6 protein-coding genes and 2 pseudogenes are annotated in these 13356 nt (G+C 62.1%); 6 read left to right on the top strand and 2 right to left on the bottom strand.

Annotated features, from left to right (window positions below):
- Positions 1-51: 51 nt before the first annotated feature.
- A complete protein-coding gene (locus ABZS69_RS54945; protein WP_355389259.1) occupies positions 52-510 on the bottom strand; it encodes a transposase domain-containing protein in 459 nt (152 codons plus the stop codon).
- Between the two features lie 186 nt (positions 511-696).
- Here ABZS69_RS54945 and ABZS69_RS54940 point away from each other — a divergent pair.
- The 5 genes and pseudogenes from ABZS69_RS54940 to fxsT all read left to right on the top strand — a co-directional run.
- Positions 697-1014, top strand: a pseudogene (locus ABZS69_RS54940) (transposase); the annotation flags it as partial.
- A 342-nt stretch (positions 1015-1356) separates the two neighbouring features.
- The gene (locus ABZS69_RS54935) at positions 1357-2418 is read left to right on the top strand and encodes an integrase core domain-containing protein (protein ID WP_355389257.1); all 1062 of its coding nucleotides are present in this window, start codon (positions 1357-1359) and stop codon (positions 2416-2418) included.
- 29 nt (positions 2419-2447) lie between these two features.
- Positions 2448-3503 carry a prolyl oligopeptidase family serine peptidase gene (locus tag ABZS69_RS54930; RefSeq protein ID WP_355389255.1) on the top strand — a complete coding sequence of 352 codons (1056 nt, stop codon included), beginning with the start codon at positions 2448-2450 and terminating at the stop codon, positions 3501-3503.
- Between the two features lie 150 nt (positions 3504-3653).
- Positions 3654-3845, top strand: a pseudogene (locus ABZS69_RS54925) (transposase); the annotation flags it as partial.
- Between the two features lie 277 nt (positions 3846-4122).
- Positions 4123-6948, top strand: a complete 2826-nt coding sequence (fxsT, locus tag ABZS69_RS54920; protein WP_355389253.1) for an FxSxx-COOH system tetratricopeptide repeat protein — start codon at positions 4123-4125, stop codon at positions 6946-6948.
- Between the two features lie 181 nt (positions 6949-7129).
- Here the strand turns inward: fxsT and ABZS69_RS54915 are convergent, their stop codons facing one another.
- Entirely contained in the window at positions 7130-9934 is a 2805-nt protein-coding gene (locus ABZS69_RS54915; RefSeq protein ID WP_355389251.1) for a hypothetical protein, read from the bottom strand.
- A 1798-nt stretch (positions 9935-11732) separates the two neighbouring features.
- Between ABZS69_RS54915 and ABZS69_RS54910 the strand changes: the two genes are divergently transcribed.
- A complete protein-coding gene (locus tag ABZS69_RS54910) occupies positions 11733-13298 on the top strand; it encodes a tyrosine-type recombinase/integrase (protein ID WP_355389249.1) in 1566 nt (521 codons plus the stop codon).
- Positions 13299-13356: the final 58 nt, after the last annotated feature.

Below are 13356 nucleotides of genomic sequence, written 5' to 3'. Positions count from 1 at the left end.
TGTGACCATCCAGACCCGCGACGGAGGTAGCCGCAGCTCCTCTGATAGACATCAACAATCCAGGTCAGACAGTCCCTGAGCGCGAGCTACACCCAACCGCGTTCCTGGAGTTCGGGGCTGAGCCAGCGGCCCGCTCAGCACCTCGAACAGGCGCTGCATCGGCGCGCCGCCGACTCTGCGGCGCAGGTCACGCAGCGCTTTGGCGGTGGGTGTCACGGCAGGCAAGGCGGTCAGCGAGGTTGTCAGTTTCTGCCAGACCAGCAGGTAGCCGACCTCGGAGAACAGACACATCGCCAGCAGGAAGTAGACCCCGACACGCGAGGGCAGAGCGCGCAGACGGCGCTGAACGCCGCGGGTCTCCTCCAGGACCGCATCGACGAGTTCGACCGGTACGAGCGCGGTCAGCTCCCCCAAATGCTCGGGAGCGAACAATCGCCCGGCCGCTGGGCGGGACGAAGAGTCCGTCTCGACAGCGCGGGAAACAGCAGAGCTGGCATACTCGGCAATCAACGGAGATCCAGTTCTTCGACGGCTGGTTGTGGAAGATCACCGTTCTACTGGATCTCCGTCCTTATGTCCTGAGAACACGTCTTGACAGCACCGCGAAAGCCTTAACTACCTGGCCTTGGGCCTTCCCCCTGAGGTGTGGACACCTTGAATGCCGGATGATGGACATCCGGAGGCAAGGAGTTCCACGTGGCGATGAAGTCGTATCCGCCGGAGTTCAAGGCGGACGTCGTCGCGTTGTACCTGTCTGACCCGTCCCGCACCTACGCGTCGGTGGGCCGGGACCTCGGCGTGCACCCCGAGACGCTACATCTATGGGTGCGCGAGGCCCGCGCGAACGACACCGCCGGAGCCAAACAGAGGAAGAGGCAGGCCAAGGAACCGGCTGGCGGCCCGCTATCCTCCGACGACGTGCTAGAAGCCGAGAACAAGCAGCTCAAGGCCCGGATCCGGGAACTGGAGCTGGAACGCGACATCCTCCGCAAGGCAGCCAAATATTTCGCGGGCGAGACGTGCGCCGTGAGGCGTTGACGGTCCGTACGAAGGTGCAAGACCTTCGTCGTCCGTCCTGTCGTGGCAGGGCGGGGAAGCTGAGGGCAGCTCGATCCGGGTGATGCTGGGGAGGGCGGCAAGCGGCCCTGACAAAGCCGGGACGTGCCAGTACTGCCAGATGGTGCGGGTCCGGTGAGCAAGGCGGAAAGGAGTACGCGAGGAACCGTCGTCATTACGTCCCTCAACGCGAGACCGGCTCGAACCTGGTGGATAGGGGCCGGGAGCGGTGCGCACCCGCCTGTGCGGTGCCAAAAACTTGTCCATGGCATCTGGCCTGGCCTTCTATCCTCGGCACTCGTGTTTCTACGCCTGCTGTATCTGCTGATGGTCCGGTTGTTCGGCTGGTTGACGCTTCTCACGCGGGACGACACCTCCAAGGACGTGCAGATCTTGGTGCTGCGTCATGAGGTCGCCGTCCTGCATCGTCAGGTCTCCCGGCCACGACCAGACTGGGCCGACCGAGCGCTGCTGGCCGCGCTGGCGCGACTACTGCCCACGCAGCTACGTCTCCATCGGATCGTGACGCCGGGCACCTTGTTGGCCTGGCACCGACAGCTGGTCAGCCAACGCTGGACCTACCCGAACGCGACCGGGCGTCCGCCGATCCCGGACGAACTGCGTGAGCTGGTCATCCGGCTGGCCAGAGAGAATCCACGATGGGGGCACCGGCGGATCCAGGGCGAACTGCTCGGCCTCGGCCATCGGATCGGGGAGGGCACCATCCGCCGCATCCTCACCGCGGCCGGCCTCGGCCCAGCGCCACGCCAGACCTCACCGACCTGGCGACAGTTCCTCACCTCCCATGCCTCCGGCATCCTGGCCTGCGACTTCCTGCACATCGACACCGTGTTCCTCAAACGCCTGTACGTCTTCTTCGTCATGGAGATCGAGACACGCCGCATACACCTACTGGGCCTCACCTCCAACCCGACCGGCGCTTGGACCACCCAGCAAGCCCGGAACCTGCTGATGGACCTGGACGAGCGCGCCGACGCCTTCAGGTTTCTCATCCGAGACCGTGACGGCAAGTTCTCCCGCTCGTTCGATGAGGTGTTCACCGCCAATGGCGTGCGGGTCATCAAGACGCCCGTCCGGTCGCCACGAGCGAACGCGTTCGCGGAGCGGTTCGTGGGAACGCTACGCCGTGAGTGCCTCGATCACCTACTCATCCATGGTGAGCGGCACCTGCGTAAGGTCCTGGCCGAGTACGAACACCACTTCAACCATCATCGCCCGCATCAGGGCCGTTCGCTTCGCCCGCCGTTGCACGATCCCAGCAAGGTGATCGACATGACTTCCCGGATCCACCGTCGAAGGACCGCCGCAGGCCTGATCAACGAGTACCACAGAGCAGCCTGATCACCCGGCAAACGCCCAGCTCAGCAGCAGTGTCCGCGTTTTGGCACCGCACAAGCTCCCGCCTGCACGCCGACCGCGACGGCAGCCCCATCGCGCTGCCCGGCATCCCGCCCGGCGTCATCTCCGCGCTGTCCCTGGCGCCTGACGCCTCCTTCGCGGTCGTCCTGATCAACTCCGCGGCGAGGCCGGCGGAAATAGCGGTCCTGGATCTAGCCCGCCACGAGTTCCGCTACCTCACCGACACCCGCCCTCCGGCACTGCACGTCATCGACCCCGTCGCCCCCGAGCTGATCACCTACCCGGCTCGCGACGGACGCGACGTCCACGCTCTGCTCTACCGGCCGGACGGCCCCGGCCCTCACCCGGTCCTGCTGTCCATCCACGGCGGTCCGGAATCCCAGGAACGCCCGCTCTATGCTCGCTCTGGTCTCTACCAGCATCTTCTCCATCAGGGCATCGCCATCCTGGCCCCCAACTTCGCCGGATCCACCGGCTACGGCACCGCGCATCAGAAGCTCATCTACTGCGACTGGGGCGGCATCGACCTTGACGACCTGGACCACGCCGTCAAGTACCTCCACACCCTCGACTGGACCGACCCGAACCGCCTCGCCGTCATGGGCGCTTCCTACGGTGGTTTCGCTGCTCTGTCCTGCCTGGCCCGTCTCCCCTACCCCTGGGCTGCGGGCGTCTCCATGTGCGGTCCGAGTAACCTACTCACCCTGGCGAAGGCGTCGCCCCCCACCTGGAAGACCTTTGTCGCCACAGTCCTCGGCGCCCCTGACACGCGCGCCGAACACCTCCTGGCACGCAGCCCCGTCACCCACGCCGACGGCATCAACGCTCCCCTGTTCGTCCTCCAAGGAGCCCATGACCCACGCGTCCCCCAAGCCGAATCCGACCAGATCGTCGCCCAGCTGCGCGAACGCGGCGTCGAAGTCCGCTACGACATCTACCCCGACGAAGGACACGGCTTCACCAACCGCGCCAACGAACTGACCGCGTACGAGGCCATCAGCGCGTTCCTCCACAACCATTTGATCACCACCACGGCCGACCGCCCCGAACCGCTCCATGTGGGCTGAAAGCTCCAGATAGAACAGTGCCCACCCGTAAGACCGGACGGGCACCGCTGCGAGTCCTCCTGCAAGGGAGGATGAGCCTGATCGTGTTCCGCCTAAGAGCTGTTTCTTAGATCTGCTGACTGATCGTGGCGATGTTGTCACGATCAGTTCATGGGACGTGGTGACTTAACGAACGCCGAGTGGGAGCGACTCCAGTCGCTGCTGCCCGAGGGCGGCCAACGGGGCGGGCGATCGAACGACCACCGCACGACGATCAATGGCGTGCTACACCGGGCCCGCACCGGGCTACCCTGGCGGGCCCTGCCCGAACCGTTCGGCTCCTGGATCACGGTCTACAAACGACACCGCCCGGCGTCCAACGCGTATTCCAGGCATGCCATCTGCTGCTCGGTCAACCGACACGGCGACCGAAAGCCCCCGCTCCTCCGTAGGCGACTTCGACGTAGTACCAGCCGTTTTGTCAGGGCAGGGAGCCGAGACGGTAGTGCGGCCGGCTTGACACCAATGGTGTTTCGGCGCATATGCCACTTACGCGCGCGGGTTGGTCAGATACGCGTTAGATTGCCACGAACGGGCTGTGATACGCCGACAAGGGCGCCGGAATCGCTAAAGGATGGGTATGGCTGGCGAAGATCTTCCTGCACTGGTCGGACAGATATGGCCGTACGTAGGCTCCGCCGTGGGGGCCTACGGAGCTGCCGTCCTGGCCAGAGCTCAAGAGCAGGCAGCGGACAGCACCGTGAGTTGGGGGCAGAGAATGCTCCGACAGATCTTCGGCTCCCGCCAGCAGGAGGAGACCCCGCCCGAGATCGTAGAGCTTGGAGACAATCCGGAGGATGAGGATCTCCAGGCAGCTCTACGGGTGCAGATACGCAGGGCTTTGGGAGCAGATCCGGAGCTAGCTGCAGAGATTCGCCAGATGCTGCGCGAAGCGGAGGCTCCTGAACGGGTTCACGTAAAGGCATCCCACGGTGGCGTGGCCGTAGGCGGGAATGTCAACGCGCCCTTTACGACGGGTGCGAATTCGCCGATCGACAACCGTCACATTCATGCGGAGATCAGATCGCCAGCTGAGGTGGAGGCGCGGGATGTCCGCCCTTTTGAATGGCCCCGGTCAACGGTGTTCGTTGGCCGGGACAATAATCTCGATGAACTGGCCGAGGCACTAAGCACCGCGGGCAGGGCAGCAGCGGATGTCCGGCCGATGATCGCGCAGCAGGTCATCTACGGTATGGGCGGCATCGGCAAGTCGGAGCTTGTCCGCCAGTACGGTGCCCGTTATCGAGACCGGTATGAGGTGATGGTGTGGATCACCGCCGATACGCGCACCCGGATCCTGCAGGGACTGGCAGGGCTAGCGGAGACCTTGCATCCGCCGATCACACTGGCTAGTGACACGGAGCATGCGGCCAGGTGGGCGGCCAGATGGCTACAGATGCATGCCGGCTGGTTAGTGGTCTTGGACAATCTGGAAGATCCTGCCGACGCAGAAGAATGGCTCGACCTACTCACCCATCCCAACGGTCACGTAATCATCACCACCCGCCGCGACGCATACTGGGCAGGCGCCCATGTGCATACCCTAGACCTACTCAGTCGCGAGGCGGCTACCCAATTAATTGTTGCGGTGAGTGAACGGACAGACGCAGCAGAGATCGTATATGCCGAGCAGATCGCCCACGAACTGGGATATCTACCATTGGCGCTAGAGCAGGCCGCCGCATTCATCTGCCAGGAACGAACATTTAGCCTAAAATACTACCTACAACAGCTGCATGAGCAGCCTAACCGAATGTACACTCAGACAGCGTTCGGAACGAGAGCCGAGCGGACAATCGCGCGCTTATGGGAACTACATTTGGTCGCACTCCAATACTTAGACCGAACCCATAATCTGAATACCGAACACGTGTTGCGGATTATAGCGCATCTTGCACCAGACAATGTCCCGCGTGTGGTGCTGGAACATGCCGCAACAGAAGAGATCTCAGAAGAGCTGCGGATCCTCACCTCCTATAGCATGATCAGCCGTTCAGGAGAAGGACACACGGAAACAGTCAGCATCCATAGGCTTCTCCAAGCAGTTGTGCTCCTCCGGTTTACCTACGACAACTCCTGTCAGGAAGAAGCCAGGGAGGCCGCCCTTTACGGCCTGATCGATAGTGTGGCCGGCAATTCCGCAGATGATCCGTCCGGATGGCCGCTCTGGAAGAAGCTGATACCGCATATCGACGCTCTGTGCTCCAGGTTTGAAAGCGGAAACGAACCCGAGGGATTAGGTGTTCTCCTTAACGGGGCAGGGATTTTTGCCCTCAGATCCCAGGGCCACTATCAGCAGGCTTACGCCTACGCCACCCGGGCACTAGCCATCGCTGAGGCGATACTTGGTAGCGAGCACCCGAAGCTGACGGTCTGTCTGGGAAATCTCGCTGAAACCCTACGCATGCTGGGAAGACCGGCAGAGGCGTTAGCCATGGCGAGGCGAGCCATGGCAATCACCGAGACCGTATTCGCCTCCGATCACACGGAGCCTGTGGTCTTACTGCTGCGTCTCGCTGCGATCATGCGCGACCTCGGTAGGCCAGGCGAGGCGTTGCCCTTGGAGCAGCGGGCACTCGTCATCACGGAGAAAACGCTCGGTCCTGACCATCCGGATGTAGCAGGGCCCATTGGAAATCTTGCCACGACTCTACGCATGCTGGGACGACCGGGAGACGCAGTTCCCTTGTTTACCCGTGCACTCACAATCAAGGAGGCCGCGCTAGGCCTTGAGCACCCGAGTGTGGCGGTGTGCCTAATGAATCTTGCTGGCAGTCTTCGAGAGTTGGGCAGGCCCGGAGAATCAGTGCCATTAGAAGAGCGAGCGCTGACCATTTTGGAGAAGGCGCTCGGCCCTGATCATCCAGATGTGGCAGGATGCCTAGGAAACATGGGATTAAGCCTGCATAGCCTAGGCAGGGTACACGAGGCGGTCCCACTGTTGGCACGCGCACTTGCCACAACCGAGGCAGCGCTAGGGCCTGAACATCCACGCGTAGCGCTCTCTCTGGGGAATTTGGCGGTAAGCCTTCGAGAGTTGGGTAATCTTAGCGAGGCGGTGCCGCTGGAGGAGCGAGCGCTAAGTCTCACCGAATCGGCCCTAGGCTTCGATCACCCACGGGTTGCTATCCGGCTAGGCAACCTGGCGTTGACTTTTTATGAGCTAGGAATGCCAGAAAAAGCGGTGCCATTAGAGGAGCGGGCCCTAGCCATCATGGAGGCTGCACTTGGTCCTAGCCATCCATCAGTCGCTATCCGGCTGATGAACCTAGCGGCAAGCTTGAGGGATGCAGGTAGACCAGAAGAAGCAACACCACTGTTTCTGCGGGCGCTCGCCGTCTCAGAGGCGACCCTTGGCCCCGACCATCCTCAAACAAGAGCCGCGAGGGATTGGCTATCGCCTTGACGTACTCATCGGTGAGCCAGGGGCACACGTCTTGCCCGGAGGCCATTCCCGTCTTACATGGATGAAGGTCGGTGGAGCGCCGGCGTGGTTCCACAGGGGGTACCGCAGTGACACAGCAGCTCGTACGGTCATCACCGACCAGCACTCCGTTAAGAACGGAACCATGATCTACAGCGGACGGCTACCACGGTTGTGAAGTATCTCCGCCGGGTTCAATTCCGAAGCGTTCTAGTAGGTCGGCTTCCTCAGATCTTCCATTGTCTTCTAGAAGCTTCTTCAATGCGCTCAGGGCATCCGCCCGGCCCGCTACAGCAGCGTGACGCAAATCTCTCTCTATGATATCTAGGTCACCCTCGACCTTGTATCGAGAAACTAGATGCACAAGAGCAGAGACGTTGCCAGCCTCTGCAGAACGACGCAACCATGTCTGAGCGTCGCTAAATCGCCCCATATTCTCAAGATTCGTAGCCATGTCTTTAATGGCAGCGTCGTAGCCTGCGTCGGCAGCCCGGCGCAACCACGACTCCGCTTCCTCGGCACTGCCACTCTTTTCAATCCGCTTAGCCAGGAAGTACATGGCGTTCGCGTCACCAGATACCGCCGAACGACGTATCCAATTTTCGGCTTCATCACTATGTCCTGTTCGGTCCCACATACCCACTAGACCCCAGAGAGCATCAGGCACGAGCTCCCCTACGCGTCTCCACAACGTTTCCGCAGCTTCGGTGCGTCCGGCATTCTCCGACGCAATAGCTGCACCTATCATTTCCAAATAGTCCATGCGTTCAACAGGCGGCTTTGAGTCGACCACCTTACCCCACCAGATCTTAGCTTCATCTGTCCTCCCAGTTGACTCCAGTAGATTGGCTAGCTCAGATTGAGCATACAAATCACCGATGTCCGCGGCACGTCTTAGCCATTCCTCGGCCTCACCTATCCGACCCAGCCCTCGCAACCTCTGAGACAGAGAGACCATGTCGAGCGCACCGGAGACGCGAGTAGCGCTAATAGCACGACGGACCCAGTAATCCACAACATCATCATTTCCTTCGTCCACCATAAAATCGGCTAGATCCCACATTGCGAATACTTTTCCCGATTCAACCCATCGGTACCAGATTTCGAGATCGTCCTCCACCGATCCATGCCGATCCATCATTGAGGTTAGCTGCCACCTCAGGCCGACTTCTCCCTCCTCAATGGCCCGGTGCAGACAGGCTTCAGCTTCCATAATTCGACCAGACCTCTCCAGGAGATCAGCAAGTTTGGCAATAGCGGAAGTCTCACCAGAATCGACCATCTCGAACAGCCGCTCTATAGCATCTTCGTTTCGCCCAATTTTCTCCAAGATTTTGATTAGATCCCGAGCCGCATCAGTATCTCCACCGTCAGCCGCCTGACGCAGCCAAACGATAGCTTCCTCAATTCGCCCGATTCTTTCGAGATGTACAGCAAGCTCACGCGCGGCGAACGGATCTCCACTCTCCGCAGCGAGCTGATATAGTCGAGCAGATACCTGGTACAGCCCTCGATCAGCGGCCGAACTCGCAATTCGAATCTGATCCTGAGAGTTCGTTGTGTGTTCGATGAGGGCAGTCCACATGCCAGCGGGAACAATCAGCGAATCACGCGCTTCAGTACCGTGTTGTTCAAGATAATCGGCCAAACGATAACCTGAGATCCCCATGCCCGCCGGAGGCGGAACTGGTTCAAGTGCACGAATCGCACCCTTAAGCGCTTTTCCGGCATAGGACAGAGCAGGTGAAAACCAGTTAGTTGGAGCACCGGCCCGTTGAAGATCGGTGAGATAGTTCTGCGTGGCGGCATCGAGGAGCTCGACAGAGAGCAGCCCCTCGTACCCGAGTCTACGCGCATCTATGGCCGCCGTGATCAACGCACGGCCGTATGCATCCCCACCTTCATCATAGTAGTGCTTAAGGAGGTCGGGTGCCCCCGCAAGGGCTTGAATAATCTGATTAGACGCCCCCTCCCTATGCGCCGTAGTGGTCGCTTTAGACAACACGATATCCGTTCTTGCCAGCTGCCTCAGCCTAGCCATTTCTGCTGCTGTGAACTCATTTGCAACCCTAATTGGCTCCACTCCCCTGAGCATAAGGCGCGGGCGCAAGTATGGATCTGGGCTGCCCGGATCGGGCTCGTTCATGATCCGAGTCCAGTAATCTGGCCAAAGTGTTGTTATGGGGATGATCTTGGCCCCCTGCCGGAGCACGTTGAATAGACGTCCAAACGCCTCGCAACCGATGGGCTCTTCGATGTAGTGGCGGAGCTCGTTAAGCCAAAGGACTGTTCGGGATGGAATACCTTGATCCAGCACATCCGAAAGGTCTGCAGCAGTACGGGGATACAACAGGTTCCATTCAGGAAGCTTGGCCATCACAGCCTCGTACGCCGAGCGTGTCTTCCCGGTGGAAGAGCCTCCTTGGATTACCACCAGTCGCCCGGAGGAGTTCTGCGCATCGAGTCGATTGCGAATTTGTTCGTCATGGTCACGCGGGATGTACTCGGGCAGCGGCCCGCCTCCAATTGCCTGATGTATCCCGAGTTCCGCCGCATCCCAGTCCGTTATAGGTGGCGCAGATAGCCGAAGCTTTCGATCAAAAGCCTGGCGAGCGGCCCGCAAACCCGAACGGTCAGCGTCCAGTTGCTCCAACAGCTCCAGATACGCTGTCCTCCAGCCCTCCAGATCGGCCAGTTCTTCAGCCACGGGGTGACCATGCTCTTTGGCATGACGGAGGCAGGTCAGGATGAAAGCGGTGACGTTGCCCCATTCCGGACGTGTTGGCCGCTTCTCGCTGATCATCCCAGCGATAGTGCCTCGACGCAGCGGGCCTGCAGGTTTTCCGTCCAGGCCCATGGTCGTTGCACTCAACCGTTCCAGCCCCCGTATCGAGAGCTGGGCAACCCGCAGCAGCGCACGCAGCCGGCGAGCGAAGCTCAGCCGAGGGTCACCAAGGCTGCCATCCATCGATTACTCCTCCGTCGGTCTAGCTTGCTGTCTGGGAGTGTCCGGCGTCACCGGACACTGTGATCGGGCAGTGTAGGGCGGCACCTGCATGGTGACCATGGCCCGTCCGGATGTGTCTTGGGTGTTCGCCGGTCAACCGCAACCTCCTCCACGCTTGAAGCATGGAACCGAGCCTCCCGCCCTCCTCACATAGCAGGTGGGTATCTATGACTGCCGCTGGCACGGCCGCCACCGCGACAGCGGCTGGCTGGTGGGCGGAGCCCCGGATGGGCCTTGCCATGTTCTTCGTTGAGATCACCATCATTTTCGTCGTGGGCGGAGCCGCACTATTCGGTTCTGAGCGTGTTAGTGAGCGCGCCTTTCGCCTGCTACGCTTTGCCGCCAATCGTTCCGAGCCAACCTCATTGCCGGGTCGTCGCAGACCTCTTCGGAAGCGATCATGAAGCGCCATCGTCATAACGTCGTTTGCCAGAAGCTGATCATGTAATGCTTACAGATTCGGGCAAGGATGATCTCTATGCACTGATAGACGCAAAGTGGCCCAAGGCGACAGATACAACCCGTGCGGTATCCGGTCATAAGACTCCAGGCCGCCCGGAAGCTCGGGTCCGCTTGCCACCGAGTGACGTGATAGCCAGCCTCCCCAGTTGCGGGGATATATGCGGGATGATCTTTGAGACAGCGTAGGCAGCGTGAGCTATCCGCCCAGTTCAAACTATGCAAGCCAGCCGTAGAGCCACCACTCTCCCAATGCGCAGGTCATCTACCTGCATGAACATCGGAGCGTGACATTATCCATCACCGTCCGAGATGGAGCGCCGCGGACTTTTGATCCCCAGGCACGACTCCCCGCGCATCGTCGCTCGCATCCTGTATGCCACCATGACCGTTGCCCCCGCCCCGAGGGTGCCCCTGCCGATCGAGGACGATGAGTGTGCACCGGATATGCATGCTTTGTCCGGTAATCATGGTCGAACCTTTGCTTCGTCTGCTGTCCGAATCAGGGCCTGATCACAGGTATTTAGAAAGGTGACAGGGATCAGGTGGCCCGGGTGATCGGGCCGTACCAACATGACACCACCTCGCCACAACGCAACACCACCGAACGACATCATCGGCCGTGCATCGCGACCGCGGGCCATACCGTCTAGCACGACCGACGGCGCTCAACTGCCGATCGATGAGACCCATCAGCAGCGACCGCACGGTCATTCCGGGCCGACGTGCTGAAACGGCTCTCTCATCTCGCCTGCACGGGTGGGTGCGTTCCTGCGCGCCAGATCCGCCCTTACTCGGTGGCGCCTCCGAGAAGCAATACGCGGTGAGATGGCGGCGACGCCGCGTGGAGACCGCCGGCGCCCCGGCCCGGCGTCGACCGTCGGATTCGGCCTTGACCGTCGCCATCCAGGTGGGCGTCGATACGCCCTGTCCGGCGCGGCCATCAGTGCGGCGGGTGACGACCACAGGCGTGCTCGCCCGATCACGCCACCGCATCGGCCACGCCGGACGGGAACACGACGACCCCGGCGCTCCACGCCATACAGGCGGCGGCACGGGCAACAGGATCGCCGTGCGCCCGTGTCCAGCGATTGTCGGGGCCGTGGCTGAGCGGGACATCGCGGGATGAGTGCTCGGAACAGGACATCCAAATGCGCGCCCTTTGACCAGGGCGACCAGTCCTTCACCAACCGCTTGGGACGGGGGCAGCAACCCTGCGCCGTGCGCCACCCCGCTCCCCCTGCTCACCGCCACACCAGCCCTACCCAACAGCACCGAAGAGAAGAGGACAGGCACCACGATGGCCGAGGGACGCACGTTCAAACGCTGTTCCTGCCGCGACAGCGACGGCAAGGCGCTCGGGCAGAAATGCCCCAAGCTGCGCCGCTCCGACGGCGGGTGGAGCTACCGGCACGGCATCTGGAACTACCAGATCGAACTCCCGCCCGGACCCGGCGGCAAGCAGCGCGGGCCGCTGCGCCGCGGCGGCTTCGCCACCCAGGACGCTGCCAAAGACGAACTCGGCCACGTGCGTGACCTGCTCGCGCTGGCCGACCCGCGTGAGCCCGCCACCCGCACCCAGATCGCCGACCTGATCAAACGCACGCTGGCCGAGAGCGACACCCTCCCGAACGCGGAGACCATCCGCCGCAAGATCAAGACCGGGCAGCATCTGACCCAGGAGATCACCGTCGAGCAGTGGCTGGCGGAGTTCCTCAACCGCAAGCGGAAAATCGAGGAGACCACCCGCCGCTCCTACGAGGGCCACATCCGCCTCTACCTCACGCCTTATCTCGGGCGGCTGCGACTGGATCAGCTCAAGGTCAGCGACATCGCGTTGATGTTCGAGCAGATCGAGGAGTTCAACGACACCATCGCCGAACGCCGCGCCGACCCCGACCCGACGGTCCGGGCGAGCGTCAAATACCGGCGGCCGATCAGCATCGCCACCATGCACCGCATCCGCGCCACCCTCCGCCACGCGCTCAACATGGCCATGCGGCAAGACCGGCTGATCGACTTCAACCCCGCTGCCGTGCTGGAGATGCCCGCCCACACCCGGCCCAAGCCGCTGGTGTGGACCGACGACCGCGTCCGCGCCTGGCAGCAGGACTACCGCAGGTACCGGGAGAGGGAGAAGCAACGCCGGGGTGGACGGCGGGTCGATCCGATCGACGCCTACACCAGCGTGACCCGTCCCTCCTCGGTCATGGTGTGGACGCCCGCCCAGACCCGCCTGTTCCTCGAAGAAGCACGACGTCACCGCCTGTTCGCCCTCTACCAGCTCATCGCGCTGCGCGGGCTACGCCGGGGCGAGGCGTGCGGGCTGCGCTGGAAGGAGGTCGACCTCGACGGCCAGGCCTTGACCGTGAACTGGCAACTCGTCCAGCTGGCCTGGGAGGTTCATGAGGGCACCCCGAAAACCGACGCCTCGGTCCGGACCATCGCACTGGACACCGACACCGCTCAAGTGCTGCGCGCCCACCGGCAGCAGCAGCTCCAGGAACGACTGACCATGGGCGAGGCGTGGACCGGCAGCGGGTTCGTCTTCACCCAGCCCGACGGCAGCCGCCTGCATCCCCAGCACGTCTCCGACCAGTTCCTCTGGCTGGCCTACCTGGCCGGCCTGCCACCCATCCGGCTCCATGACCTCCGCCATGGCGCCGCCTCGCTCATGCTGGCCGCCGGAGTGGAGATGAAGGTGGTACAAGAAACCCTGGGACACACCTCCAGCGCCTTCACCGCCGACACCTACACCTCCGTCTACCCGCAGGTGGCCACGGCTGCGGCCGAGAAGACCGCGGCCTTGCTGTTCGGCAAGGAAGACCAGGCCGAACCCGGGCAAGTCATCTCGCTGAGGAGCTGACAGTCGGATTAAGCATCCGGCCCCGCAATCGCCACCTGCTCGTGGCGAGGCGGGGCCG

The organism is Nonomuraea sp. NPDC005650, assembly GCF_040605375.1.
Classification (GTDB): Bacteria; Actinomycetota; Actinomycetes; order Streptosporangiales; family Streptosporangiaceae; genus Nonomuraea.
Note: the sequence above shows the minus strand (reverse complement) of the source record. Positions and strands in the feature narration are given on the sequence as shown.